Consider the following 17,805-nt stretch of genomic DNA (forward strand, 5'->3'; position numbering starts at 1 on the left):
GGTTAGCATTATGGACTTAAGAACTCTTACATACATCGTTGTAGGCGCAACTTTTGTGCTCTACATCGGTATCGCCATTTGGGCACGGGCCGGTTCCACCAAGGAATTTTATGTCGCTGGTGGCGGCGTACACCCTGTGGCCAATGGTATGGCAACCGCGGCCGACTGGATGTCTGCTGCATCGTTTATTTCCATGGCCGGCTTAATTGCCTTTATGGGCTACGGCGGCTCAGTATTTTTGATGGGCTGGACTGGCGGCTTTGTGATTTTAGCCATGCTGTTGGCACCTTACCTGCGTAAATATGGAAAGTTCACCGTGCCCGAGTTTATCGGCGATCGGTTCTACTCCCGCAAAGCGCGCGTTGTGGCAGTTATTTGCCTTATTATTTGCTCGGTAACCTATGTTATTGGCCAAATGAAAGGTGTTGGGGTGGCGTTTTCTCGCTTCCTAGAAGTAAGTTACGAGGTCGGCCTTTTGATTGGTATGGTGATTGTTTTCTTCTACGCCGTACTTGGCGGCATGAAGGGCATTACCTACACCCAAATTGCTCAGTACTGTGTGTTGATTTTGGCCTACACGATTCCGGCTATTTTCATCTCCTTCAACCTAACCGGTAATCCTCTGCCTCAGTTGGGATTGGGTAGTACGCTCTCTGGTACCGATGTTTTCCTCTTGGATAAACTCGACCAAGTGGTAACGGAATTGGGCTTCGCGGAGTACACCACCAATGTACGCGGCAGTACGCTAAACATGTTTGTGTACACCCTATCGTTGATGATTGGTACCGCGGGTTTACCCCACGTCATTATTCGCTTCTTTACTGTACCCAAGGTAAAAGATGCGCGTAGTTCTGCTGGCTGGGCCTTGGTATTTATCACCATCCTTTACACCACCGCGCCTGCCGTTGCCGGTATGGCTCGCTTGAACCTGATGCAAACCATTGAGCCAGAACCCGGCCAATATCTTGCCTACGACGAGCGTCCGCAGTGGTTTAAAAACTGGGAAAAAACCGGCCTACTGGGCTTTGAGGATAAAAACGGCGACGGTTTGATTCAGTACTCTGCCAACGCTGAAACCAACGAAATGGTGAAGATTGATAACGACATCATGGTGTTGGCAAACCCAGAGATCGCCAAACTGCCTAACTGGATCATCGCTCTAGTTGCCGCCGGTGGCCTGGCTGCTGCTTTATCTACCGCGGCGGGCTTGTTGCTAGCAATATCCTCGGCAATTTCCCACGATTTGTTAAAAGGGGTCTTTATGCCGAACATCTCGGAAAAAGCAGAGCTCAACGCCAGTAGGATCGCCATGGCCTTTGCCATCGCCGGGGCGGGGTATCTTGGCTTTAATCCACCGGGTTTCGCCGCCGGCACCGTGGCACTGGCCTTCGGTTTGGCAGCATCATCCATCTTCCCAGCATTGATGATGGGTATCTTCAGCAAGCGTGTTAACAAAGAAGGTGCTATCGCCGGTATGGTAGCGGGTATTACCGTAACCTTACTGTACGTGTTCCAGCACAAAGGCATTATGTTTATCCCTGGTACCGAATTCCTGGGTGGCATGAGCCCCAACTGGTTCCTGGGTATTGAGCCAAATGCCTTCGGTGCAATTGGCGCAGTCATTAATTTTGCGGTTGCCTACGGCGTGTCCAACGCGACTGAAGCTCCTCCGCAAGAAGTACAAGACCTAGTAGAACATATTCGTGTTCCAAGCGGCGTTGCCGAGGCTCACGATCACTAAGTGATAGAAAACAGTGGCACAGGACAGTGCCACTCAATTCGATTACCTAACTAAGTAAGAGAATTGGCGAGAGATAAAGCTAGACCATTTATCTCTCGCCTCGAAATAGCAAGGACGCCGTTTCGATACGAGAACTATTGTTCCCCCAAAGCAGCTTGCAGCGCCTTCGAATTCTCTCCGGGCGATACCCTTTGGTGTAACGTCTATATTCTGGGGCGCTGCTTTTTTCGGGTTCAAGCTTATATACTGGCTGACCCACGCCAATAATAAGAACCTGAGGCATTTATAGTATGATTCTTACCAACAAACACGTCGTCGCTGCATTTATCATTACCCCTATTTTGGCCATCCTTGGTTATTTTGCCGTGGATACTTTAGTCAGCGAAAAACCCCACGCCGCCGAAGATGGCGGGAGCTACCCGCTGGTAGCGAAATCCAACTGCCGTTACACCAGTGGCCAGTGTGAAATGAAAAACGGCGCACTGAACGTGCGCATCGCTCCCCAATTTAATGACAACGGCACCCTGACACTGACGCTAACGAGCAACCAGCCGTTGCAATCTGCTCAATTTGCTGTGGCCGATATGGACCAAGCCACCACCCAGCCCACTACTTGGTCTGCCACCGACGCCCAAGGCACCGAGTGGACCGCCACGATTCAAGTACCGCAACCTAAACAACAGCTACAACTGGTGGTCAACGCCAGCGACAGCTTGTTTTACGGTGCAACCGAGTTAACGTTTTTGAACTACCAAGCCACCTTCGACGAAGACTTCAGACGACAATAGCCTAATGCCTGCCATCTCTTCCAACGACTTGCGGCTCATCACCGACTTTTTGTCCGAAAGCCTGCCTTTCGATGAGCTGGAGTTTGAAGATTTAGACCGCCTAGCCACACAACTTGTCATTCAATATCACCGCCGTGGTGATCACCTAGATACCGACCACTGCACCCCCGGCCTGCGCATTTTGCGCAGCGGTGCGGTGGAGCTTGTGGATAATCAAAAAGAATTAATAGAACGCCTAGCGGAAAGCGAAAGCTTTAACCTGCACGGCATTAACGAAGAACGGCCCGGGGTTGGCGCAGAGTTTATCGAAGACTCCCTGGTGTACTTTCTGCCCATGGCAGACTACCAAGCACTGCGCCAGCAACACCGGCACATAGACCGCTACTTTCACTCCCAACGTGGCCGCCGGGTACGGCGAGCTGCCCGTCAAACCAGTGCACCATCCTATTTAACACGCCGGCTAAGCACGCTTATGTCCAGCAAATTGGTGAGTGTGCGGCCGGACAACACCATTCAAGAAACCGCCTTGGTCATGGGCCAAAGACGTGTTTCCTGCGCCCTGGTTATTGATGATGAAGAATTACTAGGCATCATCACCGATCGCGATCTGCGCTCTCGAGTGGTGGCCAGGAATTTTGCCTTTAATCGGTTGGTAAGCGAAGTTATGACGCCCTCGCCGCAATGCATGCTGGACTCTGACAATGTGTTTGATGCCACTTTATTTATGACCGAAAAAGGCATTCACCACATTCCCATCGAAAACAACCAGCAGCAATTGGTGGGGATTGTTACCGCATCGGATCTTATGCTTGTACGGCAAAACGACCCAGTGTACTTAGTGACCCACGTTAAACGTCAAAACAGCGTGCAAGGCTTGGCGCAAATTTGCCAACAATTGCCCCAGTTAATGAGCCAGTGGATCGGCTCGGGCGGCCGTGCTCATCAAGTCAGCCGAATTCTCACCGCCATCAGCGATGGTGTAACTCGCCGTTTAATCGACATGGCCATTGATGAGCTGGGGCCACCGCCGGTGTCATTCGCCTGGATGGGGTTTGGCTCACAGGGCCGGGGCGAACAATTGCTGGGGGCTGATCAAGACAACGGCTTATTGCTCAGTGACAGCGTAAAACCAGAACACGCCAGCTATTTTGAAACCCTGGCGCACCGTGTGTGCGATGGTTTGAATACCTGCGGTTACCCCTATTGCCACGGCAAGGTCATGGCCACCACCGACCAATGGCGCCAACCACTGCGGGGTTGGAAAGACACCGTTGATAGCTGGACCAAAGCCCCGACTAAAGACGCCGTCATGCGGGTCAGTATTTTTTTTGATGTGCGCTGTATCTATGGCGACCCCCATCTAGTAGACGAACTGCAAGACCATATGCTGGAGCGATCGCAAAGCAATAGCATTTTTATTGCCGCCCTGGCGGAAAATGTTCTGGATGCGCCGGCGCCACTGGGTTTATTCCGCCAATTTGTGGTGGAACGCAGCGGAGAACATCGATCACACCTTGACTTAAAAACCCGAGCTGTTGCTATTATTGTCGATATAGCCAGAATCCACGCCCTGGCCAATGGTATAAAAGCCATTAATACCCACGCTCGGTTGAAAGAACTTATGCAAACCAAAGTACTTGCCATCAGTGACGCTCGCAATCTGCAAGACGCCTGGAACGTGATAATGCAAATTCGCTGTGAACATCAGGCGGAGCAAGTTGAAAAAGGCGACGATGTGTCCAACTACATCAACCCCGACCGCATGTCTAAATTGGTAAAACGGCAGCTGCGTGATGCTTTCTCTGTGATATCCGATGCCGAACAAGGCGTTTCTCAACGCTATCGCCCCGGACTTGGCAGGTGACTTGGCAGAACGTTTATCTCCGCTTCGCCAGGCGTCTTTCACGCAGTAAACTCCAGGCCTCCAACCCTTGCACACCGCTGTTACGGCGGTGTTGGCAGAGCCTGCCCTCCCCTAATCAAAGCGCCTTTTTGGCGGTGGATCTCGAGACCTCTTCGCTCAGCACCGCCGATGGCGAAATACTCAGTGCCGGCTGGGTGGCGTTGGATAATCAGCAAATACTGTTACACACCGCCCAACATCACCTAATAGCGGCGGAAAATAGCGTTGGCCAAAGCGCCGCCATCCACCACCTGCGCGACTGCGATCTGCTGGCGGGCAAACACACACAAACCCTATTGGAAGCACTACTAGAGGCAGCCCAGGGCCGAGTATTACTCTTCCATAACGCCAGCCTGGATATGGCTTTTCTAAATCAACTTTGCCAAAACCTCTGTGGCACCGACTTGCTGTTGCCCTATGAGGACACGCTGGTAAACGAAAAGCAAAAGCTCACCCACCAAGGCAAAGTGATTGCACAAGGCGACCTGACCTTGGCCGAGTGTCGCAATCGGTACCACCTGCCCTACTATGCCGGCCACAACGCACTGAACGATGCCCTGGCCACGGCGGAGTTATACGCCGCGCAGCAAAGCCACGCCCGCAGCAACACATAATCACTGATCTACCCTGGCGGCCCTGTTCGTATCATTGGATTGATGCACCAATCAATACGAGCACTGAAACCATGAAGATGACGCTAATACGGTCGGTCACCCGCGCCGTCCTCCTATGCCTAATCCTTTGGCCCGTGCTCTCCACGGCGGAGACAGCACAGCAGCACGCTACGCCGCCAAACTTTAAGCCCATTGGCGCTGCCACGCTAAAGGTTGCGCTGTTTCGAATATACGACGCTCAATTGTCCTCGCCCAGTGGTGAGTACCTGCCCAAGGAAGAACCCCTGCTGCTGGAGTTGAAATACCGCCGGGAAATACACCGAGACAAACTAGTCGAAAAAACCAAGCAACAGCTAGCCGATCGTATTGAACCGGAGCTGCTTACCGACGTGACTGCCACGTTAAAAAGCTTGTGGCCCAGCGTCACGGATGGTGATGTGGTCGCATTTTTGCTTAACCCCAACGGTAACGGCATTTTTTACTACAACGGTCAGCACCTCGGTGCCCTGCCCCACCCTCAATTTAATCGGGCCTTTATGGACATTTGGCTGGGGCAGGATTCCAGTTACCCTAAATTGGCCAGCAAACTGCGCGGAGAGCGATAATGGGTAAACGGATTAACGGTGCAGCACTACTGCTAGTGATATTACTGGCCGGCTGCAGTACGTCGGTCTACGAATACCAAAACAACCAACCAGCTTTAATGCTGGAAGATTTTTTTAGCGGCCACTTAGTTGCCCATGGCTTATTAAAAAGCCGCACAGGCACTGTTAAACGACGTTTCACAGCCACCATCGATGCTCGCTGGGATGGCGACACCGGTTGGCTGGACGAATCATTTTTATTTGACGACGGTGAACAACAAACCCGCTGTTGGACGCTAACCAAAACCGACCAAGGATACCGAGGCACCGCGGGCGATGTCGTTGGCGTGGCAGACGGTGTGGTTGCCGGTAATACACTGCACTGGGTGTACCAGTTAAAAGTGCCGGTGGGCGGCAGAGAGTGGGTTCTGACCCTGGACGACTGGTTGGTGTTGGTGGATAACGATACGCTTATTAACACCACCGACTTAAAAAAATGGGGATTTAAAGTCGCGGAACTGGTGCTAAGTATTCGCCGAGAAGGTGATACACCGGTCGGTAATTTTGAAAACTGCCCCGCCAAGAATTAATTTTTTGCCCACGGATCACTATCAACCAACATGCCGATTAACACTGCAAGTATCGACCCTAAAGAGGTAGAACAATTTTCCAAAATTGCCGATCTTTGGTGGGATGACTCAGGGCCATTTTGGCCTCTGCATGTTCTGAACAACGTAAGGTTGAAATGGATTCGATCTGAGCTCAGCCTGCCAAATACGGCCAAGCCACTTGAAGGAATGTCGGTTTTAGATGTCGGCTGTGGTGGTGGTATTTTGAGTGAATCCTTGGCCAAGCTCGGCGCTTCGGTCACGGCCATCGATGTGGTGGAGCGGAATATTAACGTCGCCAAGCTCCACGCCCAACAAGCGCACCACACCATCGACTACCAACTGACCACCGCAGAAGACTTAGCCCAAACCGCAGCACAGTTCGATGTAGTATTTAATATGGAAGTGGTGGAACACGTGGCCGATTTAAAACAATTTATGGCCGCTGGCTGTACTTTAGTCAAACCCCAAGGCCATATGTTTGTGGCGACCATTAATCGCAATTGGCTGGCGTGGTTGGTCGCAATATTTGGTGCAGAGACGGTATTGAGGTGGTTACCCAAAGGCACCCATCGTTATTCACTGTTGAGAACGCCCGAGGAAATTAACCAACAATTGCTGCACAATAATTTAACCGTTACGAGCCGCACCGGCGTACGCGTCAACCCTCTTACTAAATCCATGGCGCTTACGCGGTTTACCGGCATTAATTACATGCTACATGCCCGTAAAGCCTAGTTCGTAAAGCTTAGTTCGTAAACACTCATTACCACTAGTACCACCACAACTATTGCCGTGACGATTTTGCGATGAAACCAATAATCGGCAGTAATTTTTCCATTCACGAACAGAGCCCTATCCAACCACAACACCCAGGCGAACAACGTTGCTAAAATTAAGTAGCGCAGTCCGCCGTCACTGGCGATAACACCCAGCCACAATAAAATAGCCTGTGCATTGGCCACCAGCGCAGTTTTGCGTTCGGATGAGTCATCATGCAATGAGCTTTGACTAAGATTACTCCCCCAGGAACTGCCCATCATAAATGCGGCGATCACCGTCGCGTAGAGGGTGAGAGCGTGATGGGTGCTACCCAACAACGGTAATTCACTCACCCCCAAAAAGATAAAGCCGGCCAAGCCCCAGAAGGGAATGGTGCCCGCGTAGGTGAGGCGCTTTTGCAAAGGATTCATAGCAAGAACCATGGTCAAATAGCCAGTTACGCCGTCGGCAAGTCCGCGGATTAACCCGCTACGAAAGCAATCAACGTGACCTAAAAGCTCTAGTTGTTAACGCCAACCCTTGAATGGTATCCGCCCTCATTGAATGCCCCAAGCATTCATGCCTTTCAAAAATATTTGAAAATTGTGAACTTTATCACACAAAAGTTGATCTCAATCACATGACGCGAAGAGTCCCACGATTTCGTCATAAGCAAACGATGTGCAACCCGCGTAACCGAACTCAACGGGGTTAACTTGCCCGACATTCGGTAACGCAAGGCAAAGGAACATTGCTCTCGCTCACAGCAGACGATGTAACTGCGGCAGTCGGTTCAGCGCCCGATATCCCACGGCGTACCATGCTGCTCACCAATGCCATACCAACCCACCCGCAAGACGTATTTTCATTCACGCCGATAACAGTCGTTGATGGCGACGGTTTATGACGGGCATGCAAAAGCGCCAGGCCGAGTTGTGCCCATCGTTTGCTGCCGCGTGTTTAGCGCGGCCAGTGAATGACGGCATTCACCACTGCGGATTCTTCGCCCTACCCCCTTTTTAATCTTGGAGAATCGTCGTGGATGAAACGCAAAACGTGAACAAGCCCTCCGGCTGGCTACCTTTGCTCGTTGGGGCTCTGGTGGTTTTGGTGGGCCTGGCCTTTATCGTTGGTGGCTTTTGGCTAATAGCTGTTGGAGGCTCATGGTATTACGGCATTGCCGGGTTAACGCTGCTGGCTGCAGGGGTTTTATTGATGCAGCGAAAACGCAGTGGCGCCTACGTGTTTGGCGTGGTTCTGCTGGCCAGCTTTATTTGGTCGGCGTGGGAATCAGGTTTGGATTACTGGCGCTGGGTACCCAGGTTCGATGTTATTTTAATACTCGCCATTCTGGTGGCGCTGTGCCTGCCGCGCCTGCGCAACCCCTTTAATAAAGGCACAGCCTATGGTTTTTTCGGCGCTGGCGTGGCCGGTTTTTTAGTGGCCTTTGGTTTGGCCTTTGTGCCACACGGCGTTACCCACGCTGTGGCTGGCCTCGCTTCGCCTAGCACAGCAGGCTTCCAAACTAATATTCAATCACCGCAGCAAGCCTCCCTCTCCGGTGATCAAATTGCCGATGGCGATTGGCCCAGCTACGGCCGAGGTGGCGATGCTTTGCGTTATTCACCGTTAACTCAAATCAACAAAGACAACGTGGCATCGTTGACCAAGGCTTGGACCTTTCGCACAGGCGATCTTCCCAGCGAACGATGGGGAGCCGAAACCACACCGCTCAAGGTGGGCAATCAACTGTATTTGTGCAGTTCGCGCAATATTATGATGTCCTTGGACGCCAACTCCGGCGAAGAGATTTGGCGCTACGATCCGAAGGTTGACGATACCACCATTCCCTACACCGCCGCCTGCCGAGGCGTAACCTATCTCGATGTGAGCCAGCTGCCCAATTCAACCGACAGCAACGATGAAACTGTGCTGACCGAGGTTGCCAATGCCACCATCCAAGGCACACAGACCAGTGCCACCAAATTGGAAGTAGAAACCTTCGCCGAAGATACCGTAATCACAGCGGATAGTTTCTGCCAACAGCGCATTATTGAAGGCACCTTGGATAGCCGCATCATTGCGGTGGACGCCGCCACGGGCAAACCCTGCACCGACTTTGGTGATAACGGTGAGGTTGATATTACCCAGGGCATGGGCGTACCAGACGGCCAAAGTTATATGGTGGCGATTAACTCGGCGCCAGTGATCGTTAACGGCGTTATTATTACCGGCCACCAGGTAACCGACGGCCAATATCGCTGGGGTCCTTCCGGTGTTATTCAGGGCTTTGATGCTGTTACCGGCGAGTTGAAATGGGCCTGGGATGTGGGCGCGCCTGAGCGATCCGGTGCACCGGCCGCGGGAGAAACCTACACCAAGGGCCCCCCCAATATGTGGACCTCTGCCACCGGCGATGAACAACTGGGCTTAGTGTATTTGCCCATGGGCAATTCCTCGGCCGACTACTGGAGCAGCTCTCGACGCGATTTCGAAACGCCCTACACCACTGCACTGGTGGCGTTGAATGTAAAAACCGGCAAGCCAGAGTGGAAATTCCAAACCGTGCATATGGACGTTTGGGACTACGATTTAGGCTCGCAGGTGAGCTTAATTGACTACCCCGATAAAAACGGTCACTCTGTGCCGGCTGTGGTATTACCCAGCAAACAAGGCGACATTTATATTTTAGACCGTCGCACCGGCAAACCCTTAACCGGTGTGGCCAACCTACCTGCCCCACCAGGCGGCGTGGAACCGCAGATGCGCGCAGCCACCCAGCCGCATTCACTGTACCACACGTTGCGTAAACCAGATTTAACCGAAAGAGATATGTGGGGCATTACGCCGTTTGACCAAATGTACTGCCGCATTAACTTTAAGCGAGCCTCCTATAAAGGTTTTTACACCCCACCCACCAGCGAAACCCATTGGATTGAATACCCCGGCTACAATGGCGGCTCAGACTGGGGCAGCGTTGCCATTGATCCTAACAGAGGCATTATGGTCGCCAATTACAACGATATGCCCAACTACAACCAGCTGGTACCGCGCGACGAAGCCAATAAATTGGGTTGGTTACCTAGGGATCAGCAAACACAATCCGACGGCAACACCGCGGAAGGTGCCGGTGACCCGCAGGAAGGCGTGCCCTACGCCATCGATGTCAACGCAGGCTGGCGAGTAAAACTGACTGGCATGCTATGCAAAGAGCCACCCTACGGCGGCATCCGCGCCATTGAGTTGGCGTCCGGCCGCACCCTGTGGGACCGACCAATTGGCACCGCGCGCAAAAATGGCCCCTTCGGAATATCCTCTCACCTGCCCATCAACATTGGCACGCCCAATAATGGCGGCTCGGTGATTTCCGCCAGCGGTTTAATATTTATCGCCGCCGCCACCGACGATTTAATCCGAGCCATTGATATCAACACCGGAGAAACGGTTTGGCAGGACACTCTGCCAGCCGGCGGCCAAGCAACACCGATGATCTACCAACAGGACGGCAAGGAATATTTAGTGATTGTGGCGGCCGGCCATCACTTTATGGAAACTAAAGAGGGAGATTACGTGATTGCCTACGCTCTGCCGGGCAACAAAGCGTAAACCACCCTTTGCACCCCACCCAACGCAAAAGCCCCGTCCAGGACGGGGCTTTTGCATCTTTAGAGCTTAGAAGTTCTAACGTGCTAGTGCGCTTTTACTAATTTGCGCAAACGGTCTGGGTCTGGCAGGCCTTCCACTTTTACTTCGGGTTCGTCGCCGGCGGTAAACACCGATATTTTACCGACGTTGAAGATTCGGTCGAACACCGATTGGTGCACCTTGATAGAGCGGATGTTGTCCAGGCTGATTTCGGTGCGATCTTTGCTTAAAAAGCCCTGCACTAAAACCAAGTCTTTTTCATCGACCTCCACCACGGTGGATCGGTTTTTGAGATACCAAATCAACAAAATAACAGCGCCAACCACCACAGGTATCAACACCACCGCCAGGATAAAACCGAACGGATGGGCTTTAAACATGGCTGGGCTTTCTGAGTACTTCGCTTGCAAAATTCCCCCTTAAGACTTACGCCTGCGCGGCAGCGGGTTGCTCCGGCTCGATGCGGTCTATTTTGATATGCATGTAAGCAAATAGAATACTCATAAACGGGCTGATTAAACAGAAAAAGGTAAACGGTAAATAACTGAGGGTGGCCACCCCCAAAACACCAGCATGGAATGCACCGCAGGTGTTCCAAGGGACCAAAACCGAGGTTACCGTACCCGAATCTTCCAGGGTGCGGCTCAACACTTGGGGCGCCAGGCCTCGTTTGCGGTAGCTCTCGGCAAACATACGGCCGGGCACCAGTACCGCCAAGTATTGATCGGACGCCGATACGTTGGTGAACAAGCAGGTACCCACCGTGGCGGTGACCAAACTGCCTACGGATTTAACCCGGCGAATAAGTGACTCGGTAATTAACCGCAGAAAGCCACTGGCTTCCATGGTGCCACCAAAAATCATGGCCGATAGAATTAGCCAAATGGTGGTCAACATACCGGCCATACCACCGGAAGATAGCAATTCATCCAAGGTGGCGTTGCCGGTTTCCAATTGGGTATCACCAAACGCGGTTTGCATAATGCCAATATAATTGGCGAATTCACCATCCCCCACGCTGGCACCCACCGCGTTTACGATAGGTAATTGAAAGATAAACGCAAACACACCGCCCAGCACCGTACCCACAAACAGCGCTGGCAGTGGTGGTATTTTTTTAATAATCATCAGCAGAACGCATAGCGGCACCAACAGCACCCATGGGGTGATGTTAAAGCTGGTTTCCAAGCCGTTTAAAATACCGTCGATGGTGGCGCTGTCCATGTCGTTTTTGTAGCCAAAGCCAAACACTATAAACAGCACCAAGGCGATGGTAATGGAAGGGACGGTGGTGAAGGTAAGGTAGCGAATGTGGGTAAACAAATCCGTGCCCGCAGAGGCACTGGCTAAGTTGGTGGTGTCACTGAGCGGGGACAGTTTATCGCCAAAATAAGCGCCGGATAATATGGCACCGGCCACCAACCCCGGGTTAATGCCCAGCACCTGGCCAATGCCCATTAAAGCAATACCAATGGTGGCGGAGGTGGTCCAACTGCTGCCGGTAAATACCGCCACCACCGCACAAATGACACAGGCGGCAAACAGAAATATCACCGGGTTTAAAATCTGTAGGCCATAATAAATCATGGTGGGGATGATGCCGCTGACCAACCAGGTGCCGGATAGCGCCCCCACCATCAACAATATAAGAATCGCTGGCGTTGCCAATTTAATGGAATTGACGATGCCGTCCTCAATGGTTTGCCACCGACTGCCAAAAAAATGGGCCAACCCCGCGGCCAGAGCTGCGCATACAATCAATATGATTTGGTTGGAGCCAGAGATGGCGTTATCGCCAAAAATCTTCACGTTGAGAGTCAGTAGCGCTATCAGCACTAGGATGGGCAAAAGCGCCACAAACAACGGTGGATGTTTCAACGGTGGATTTTCGGCCATGCGGACCCCCTTAGTGACAATTGAGTGACACTAGCAGGACGAGCGAATTCACTCAATGCTCATAAGGGGAATTAGGCACTAACGCTGAAAGTCGTACACCGGGCCGGTTTGGTCAGTCTGTAACCGCAGTAAGCCAACCAGCTCATCCAATGCGGTTTGCGACTCTTGCATTAAGGCAGGGTCGTGCAGGTCTTGCGCGCTGAGTTCGTCCCGATAATGGCGATTCACCCAGGCCACCAAGTCCTCGTATAGGGCATCGTCCATAAACACCCGAGCTTTGCAGTCTTGGATTTGCTGCTCAGACATCACCACTCGCAGCCGCAGGCAGGCAGGGCCGCCACCGTTGCGCATGCTTTGGCGCAGGTCAAAGTAGATCACTTGATCTATGGCGGGGTGATCTGCCTCCAGCCATTGCAGGTAATCGTGCACCCGGCGCAGGTGCTTGCACTCTAAGGGTACAATAATGGTGGTGCCCTGCTTACCCGGCATGCGCAGCAGTTGAGAATTAAACAGATAGGAGTTCACCGCATCTTCAATGGGCACCTCCATGGCCGGCACTTCGATAAAATGAATGCCAGAGCCATCGGGCAGTTTTAGCGCCCGGTAAGCCGCATCCAATTGGCTGCGCACTTCATCGGTATTTAAAAACGCCTGCTGGTGATAAAACAGCACATTGGCGTTAGCCACGGCGATAACATCGTTGTGAAACACCCCGGCATCAATGGCCTCTGGGTTTTGCTGGGCGAACACACAGCGGTCGTCCTGCAATCCGTGATGGCGAGCAATGGCCTGGCAGGCCTCTAGGGTTTGCCGGGCTGGAAACCGCGCCGGCCGGGGTGCCGCTTTATTGAATGCACTGGCGCCGTAGACGAAAAACTCCACTCCGGCATGGCCGTAATCCACACCCAGGCGGCTGTGGTTGGCCGCGCCCTCATCGGAGAAGTGCGCACCGGCGGGTAACGCAGAATGATGCTGATAGCTGCCGCCGGTAAAAATGGATTTTAGGATGCGTTCGGTGGTGGGCGCCTCGATGGAGCGGTGAAACATACTGCTCAGGTTGGCGGTGGTGAAGTGGGTTTTGCCATCCACGGTATCCGGGTACGGCGATACCGTAGCGGCATTGGCCACCCACATATTTGAGGCTGAATACACGCCCTGCACAATCTCTGGCGAGCGCGCCAAGGCTCGGCTTAATACATCGGCATCGCTGGTGCCGGTAAAGCCGAGTCGCTTTAAGGTGCTGATGTGCGGCCGATCGTGGGGTGGTAGCACCGCTTGTTTTAAGCCGCGGTCGGCCAGGGCTTTCATTTTTTCTAAGCCCTGTAACGCGGCCAGTTTTGGCGAAGCTACCAAACCGGCGTTGTTACCCGAAGCAATATTGCCATGGGCCAAACCACCGTAGTTGTGGGTAGGGCCTACTAGCCCATCAAAATTGACTTCGAAGGCAGTTGGGCCGGCGTCTAGCTGCGTCATAGTTTAATTCCTGGCGACAGGGCTGGGGGTAGTTCGACTTTATCAGCCAGCAAGCTGGCCACGGGGTGGGCGCAATAGTCCGCCGCGTAATAGGCGCTGGGACGGTGGTTACCACTGGCGCCCATACCACCAAAGGGCGCGGCCCCGCTGGCGCCAGTCAAGGGCCGGTTCCAATTAACGATACCGGCATTAATGCGCGGACTAAAGTAATCCCACGCGGCCACGTCATCGGCCAATAAGCCGGCGGATAACCCAAAGCGGGTTTTGTTTGCGGCGATCACCGCTTGCTCCAAGGTATCCACCCACAGCACTTGTAACAACGGGCCGAAGTACTCTTCATCCGGCAGCTCGGCAACGTTGGTAACATCCATAATCCCCGGCCCAAGCAGCGGCTTATGCTCGTGCAATTTAGCCATGGTCAACAACGGGTGGCCGCCAGCGTCGATTAGATTCATTTGCGCTGTTAACAATTGCTCGGCAGCAGCCTCATGAATCACGGGGCCGTAAAAATCCTCTTCGCCAAAACCCACGGCCATCTGTTTGCTGGCTTCAACCAGGGCTTGCAGTGTTTTCTGGTTGTGCTCGCAACGCAGCATTATTAAACGCCGGGCGCAGGTACATCGCTGGCCAGCACTGACAAACGCGGATTGCAAAATGTTGTACACGCAGGCGTCGATGTCGGCAACCTGCTCTACCACCAGCGGGTTATTACCGCCCATTTCCAGGGCCAATATTTTTTCCGGTTGGCCGCCAAACAGTTGGTGCAGCGCGGCCCCCGTGCGGGAGCTGCCGGTGAACAGTAAGCCGTTGATATCGCTGTGGCCAGCCAGAGCTTTACCAGTGTCGCCGGCACCTTGCACCATATTGATTACCCCGCTGGGTAAGCCTGCCTGTTGCCAGCAACGCAACATTAATTCTGCGGTAGCCGGGGTAGCCTCGGATGGTTTGAACACAATGCAATTACCCGCCAACAGCGCCGGCACAATATGCCCGTTGGGCAAATGGCCCGGGAAATTGTAAGGGCCCAACACCGCCAGCACACCCTGGGGTTTGTGGCTTAATTGGGTAACCACGGGGCCGGTTTCGTCACGGCGATGGCCGGTACGAGCGTGGTAGGCGATGATGGATAATTCCACTTTACCCACCATGGCCGCCGCTTCGGTCTTGCTTTCCCACAAAGGTTTGCCGGTTTCCAAATGGATGACCTGGGCAAATAAGTCACTATGGCTTTTTAGCGCTTGCGCGTAATTTCGCACCACTACTTCACGCTGTTCAAATGGCAGCATGGCCCAGGCGTCAAAGGCGGCGCGGGCCGCGGCCACAGCCTGGCCAACCAGATTTTTGCTGGCGCTAACACCAGACCAGCCGGTTTGTTGTAAACCGGGGTTTTCTGGATGGAGAATTTGATCATCACCGGCCTGCCACTTTCCATTGATAAAATGCTCGCCGGTTAATTGCGACAATTGTTCTATCATCATTACTTCCTCACTAACGCAGCACTAAAGTCGAAACCCGCTCTCCGGGCTGAATGTTGAGTGCGTCTGTTGCTGTGGCACAGACACTGGCACTGCCATCCGAGTGCACAAGCACCTTGCCCATCACCGCGCGAAAATCGTCAAATGTACGATTACTGATAATGCAGTCCACGGCGTCCTGGAGCTGTTCATCGGCTAGACAATCGCGCACTGGGTAATCCTGGGTATCGGTTACCGAGACAATACGATTTTGCTCGCATTGCACCACCGGGCCAGCATCGAAAATATCCACCAACCCTTGATACTGAAAGCCCTCTCGCTCCAGGATTTTTTTAGCGGCTACGGAATCCCGATTAGGCTGGCCTATAACGTTGACGGCCTCCTCCGGTAGCAGTTCCAAATAAACGGGAAAGCGCGGCATTAAATCGGAGATAAACTGGTAGCCATTGACGGCACTGATAAAATCCGCTTTTAAAAACGGCATATCAAAAAACTTTTTGCCCAGGTTATCCCAAAAGGGCGAATTGCCTTCGGCATCTAGCCAGCCACGAATTTCGGCGAACACAGTTTTGGCAAAAAAATCACTAAAATCGCGGATAAACATAAATCGTGTGCGTGATAAAAACTGGCCAATTTTGCCCTGACGGTATTCCTGCTTTAAAAACAACGACACCAACTCGGTTTCACCGGTAAAGTCGTTGCACAAATTCAAGGTATTACTGTTCACCGTAATACCCAGCTGCTCTGACTTGGACATGTGCCGACTGAGTTTGTAGTTGTAAAAAGGCTTATTAAGGCCAACGCCGGTGTGCATGCCGCAGGTGCCGGCAATACTGCCGCTGATTGGATCTTCCAAAATAAAAAAGTAGATGGCCTCATCAATACTTTTCGGCGCTGGCCGGGCGCTAAAGCTGCGCTCTACCAACTGCAATTTTTTTTGCCAGCTGTCTTGATTGCACGGCATAGACGTCATGCCGCCGGGCAAGGAACTGGATAGATCCATCAGCGCGGGCAGATCGGATAATCGTGCGGAGCGAATAATCATGTTAAATCCTGTCGCTGTTAACCATTGGTTAATAGTGTTTTTAGCTGCTCGCCGTGACGACTGGCCCGTTGCAGCAATAAAAAGCTTAACTTGGCCCGCTCGGCCAAACTGTCCACCAACATAAATTCTTGGTCGGTATGAATTTGACCGCCGCGCACCCCCAAGGTGTCGATGTTGGGTAAACCAGCGGCGGCTAGGTTATTGCCATCGCAGCAACCACCGGTGGCCTTAAAGGTAATGGGCACCTGCAAGGCGGCACCGCAATCGGTGAGCCATTGGCACAATAGCCGATGGGCCGGTGTACTCAACTTGGCCGGCCGTGTAAAGCCGCCAAATAATTCCAGGTGAATGCCATCAAGCAAATTGGCTTGGGCCACAATAGCGTTGATTTCCTCTTGCAGCCAACGCTGTGCGCCGTCGTTAACCATGCGTACGTTGAAGTGCGCCACGGCTCGGTCTGGCACCACATTCACCGGGCCACCGCCCTGAATGCGGCCAATGTTCAGCGTTACACCGTCGTGCTGTTGCTGCGCCTTGGTATTAAGACCGTGTAACTGTACTAATACCTCAGCCAGGGCGGCAATGGCGTTGCGGCCTAAATGGAATTCTCGGCCAGCGTGGGCGCTGCGGCCGGTAACTCGCAGTGAAAAGTTACCACTGCCCTTGCGCTCACCCGCTAGGGTGCCATCGGCTAAGGCGGGCTCGAACACCATGCCCAAATCCGCCTCTTTGGCATAGTGGGCAAGGTGTGGAGCAGACGCTAAAGAGCCGGTTTCTTCGTCTGGATTAATCACCACCCGCCAACCCAGTTGATTGGCATCGGCCTGCTGCTCCCACGCAGCCAAAGCCATAAACATCACCAGTAAGCCACCTTTCATATCGGCAACGCCAGGGCCATGCAGCGTGTTGCCATCAATAAAGTTGGCGCTTTGAAAGGCACAGTCGGCGGGGAACACCGTGTCCATATGGCCGGTGAGCAACACCTGGATAGGCGCTTGTGGCCGCTTGCTAAAGGTCAGCAGCGAGCCATATTGCACCGCGTGGATTTGTCCATCATCAGCCAATTGTTCGGCATCGGCCAAATCAACACTGAGGGCATCTTCAGCAATGGGGGTGAACAACGCCTTTATTTGCTCCGCCATGGCTTGCAGGCCAGCGAGGTTATGGCTGCCGGAATTGATTCCAGACCAGGCTACCAACCGCTCCAACATGGCGGGTGCCGACTGATCTATCCAAGCAAAGGTGGTTTGGTTTTCACCTAAATGACTCAC

Annotated in this window: 15 protein-coding genes; 8 read left to right on the top strand and 7 right to left on the bottom strand. The window is 52.9% G+C overall.

Going from position 1 to position 17,805, the window contains the following annotated elements:
- Positions 1-10 precede the first annotated feature (10 nt).
- The 7 genes from ACGHM3_RS19155 to ubiG all read left to right on the top strand — a co-directional run bounded on the left by ACGHM3_RS19155 (position 11) and on the right by ubiG (position 6,976).
- Positions 11-1,741, top strand: a complete 1,731-nt coding sequence (locus tag ACGHM3_RS19155) for a sodium:solute symporter family protein (protein ID WP_390517450.1) — start codon at positions 11-13, stop codon at positions 1,739-1,741.
- A gap of 290 nt (positions 1,742-2,031) precedes the next feature.
- A complete protein-coding gene (locus tag ACGHM3_RS19160) occupies positions 2,032-2,529 on the top strand; it encodes a hypothetical protein (protein ID WP_345424018.1) in 498 nt (165 codons plus the stop codon).
- 4 nt (positions 2,530-2,533) lie between these two features.
- Positions 2,534-4,393 carry a DUF294 nucleotidyltransferase-like domain-containing protein gene (locus tag ACGHM3_RS19165; RefSeq protein ID WP_345424015.1) on the top strand — a complete coding sequence of 620 codons (1,860 nt, stop codon included), beginning with the start codon at positions 2,534-2,536 and terminating at the stop codon, positions 4,391-4,393.
- Positions 4,394-4,527: 134 nt separating this feature from the next.
- Positions 4,528-5,046 carry a 3'-5' exonuclease gene (locus ACGHM3_RS19170; protein WP_345424111.1) on the top strand — a complete coding sequence of 173 codons (519 nt, stop codon included), beginning with the start codon at positions 4,528-4,530 and terminating at the stop codon, positions 5,044-5,046.
- Positions 5,047-5,117: 71 nt separating this feature from the next.
- On the top strand, positions 5,118-5,651 hold the full coding sequence (locus tag ACGHM3_RS19175) for a chalcone isomerase family protein (protein WP_345424012.1): 534 nt from the start codon (positions 5,118-5,120) through the stop codon (positions 5,649-5,651).
- Entirely contained in the window at positions 5,651-6,220 is a 570-nt protein-coding gene (locus ACGHM3_RS19180; protein ID WP_345424009.1) for a DUF3833 family protein, read from the top strand. The genes ACGHM3_RS19175 and ACGHM3_RS19180 overlap by 1 nt, the downstream gene beginning before the upstream one ends.
- Positions 6,221-6,250: 30 nt before the next feature.
- Positions 6,251-6,976: a bifunctional 2-polyprenyl-6-hydroxyphenol methylase/3-demethylubiquinol 3-O-methyltransferase UbiG gene (gene ubiG, locus ACGHM3_RS19185; RefSeq protein WP_345424006.1), complete on the top strand. Its 726-nt coding sequence runs from the start codon at positions 6,251-6,253 to the stop codon at positions 6,974-6,976.
- Here the strand turns inward: ubiG and ACGHM3_RS19190 are convergent.
- Positions 6,973-7,431, bottom strand: a complete 459-nt coding sequence (locus tag ACGHM3_RS19190) for a DUF3429 family protein (protein WP_345424003.1) — start codon at positions 7,429-7,431, stop codon at positions 6,973-6,975. The two genes, ubiG and ACGHM3_RS19190, sit on opposite strands and share 4 nt — an antisense overlap.
- 607 nt (positions 7,432-8,038) lie before the next feature.
- On the opposite strand from ACGHM3_RS19190, the gene ACGHM3_RS19195 reads away from it, so the two are divergent.
- The gene (locus tag ACGHM3_RS19195; protein WP_345424000.1) at positions 8,039-10,606 is read left to right on the top strand and encodes a membrane-bound PQQ-dependent dehydrogenase, glucose/quinate/shikimate family; all 2,568 of its coding nucleotides are present in this window, start codon (positions 8,039-8,041) and stop codon (positions 10,604-10,606) included.
- 83 nt (positions 10,607-10,689) lie between these two features.
- Here the strand turns inward: ACGHM3_RS19195 and ACGHM3_RS19200 are convergent, their stop codons facing one another.
- The 6 genes from ACGHM3_RS19200 to ACGHM3_RS19225 all read right to left on the bottom strand — a co-directional run bounded on the left by ACGHM3_RS19200 (position 10,690) and on the right by ACGHM3_RS19225 (position 17,805).
- Positions 10,690-11,055, bottom strand: coding sequence for a PH domain-containing protein (locus ACGHM3_RS19200; RefSeq protein ID WP_345423997.1), 366 nt, complete (start codon positions 11,053-11,055; stop codon positions 10,690-10,692).
- A 16-nt stretch (positions 11,056-11,071) separates the two neighbouring features.
- The gene (gene nhaC, locus ACGHM3_RS19205) at positions 11,072-12,541 is read right to left on the bottom strand and encodes a Na+/H+ antiporter NhaC (RefSeq protein WP_345423994.1); all 1,470 of its coding nucleotides are present in this window, start codon (positions 12,539-12,541) and stop codon (positions 11,072-11,074) included.
- A 78-nt stretch (positions 12,542-12,619) separates the two neighbouring features.
- Positions 12,620-14,014 carry an N-succinylarginine dihydrolase gene (astB, locus tag ACGHM3_RS19210; protein WP_345423991.1) on the bottom strand — a complete coding sequence of 465 codons (1,395 nt, stop codon included), beginning with the start codon at positions 14,012-14,014 and terminating at the stop codon, positions 12,620-12,622.
- A complete protein-coding gene (astD, locus tag ACGHM3_RS19215; RefSeq protein WP_390518269.1) occupies positions 14,011-15,489 on the bottom strand; it encodes a succinylglutamate-semialdehyde dehydrogenase in 1,479 nt (492 codons plus the stop codon). Before astD ends, astB begins: the two co-directional genes overlap by 4 nt.
- Positions 15,490-15,502: 13 nt before the next feature.
- Positions 15,503-16,534, bottom strand: a complete 1,032-nt coding sequence (locus tag ACGHM3_RS19220) for an arginine N-succinyltransferase (RefSeq protein WP_345423985.1) — start codon at positions 16,532-16,534, stop codon at positions 15,503-15,505.
- Between the two features lie 17 nt (positions 16,535-16,551).
- On the bottom strand, positions 16,552-17,805 hold the full coding sequence (locus ACGHM3_RS19225; protein ID WP_345423982.1) for a hydrolase: 1,254 nt from the start codon (positions 17,803-17,805) through the stop codon (positions 16,552-16,554).

The sequence above is a fragment of the Halioxenophilus aromaticivorans genome (genome assembly GCF_042850945.1).
Lineage (GTDB): Bacteria > Pseudomonadota > Gammaproteobacteria > Pseudomonadales > Cellvibrionaceae > Halioxenophilus > Halioxenophilus aromaticivorans.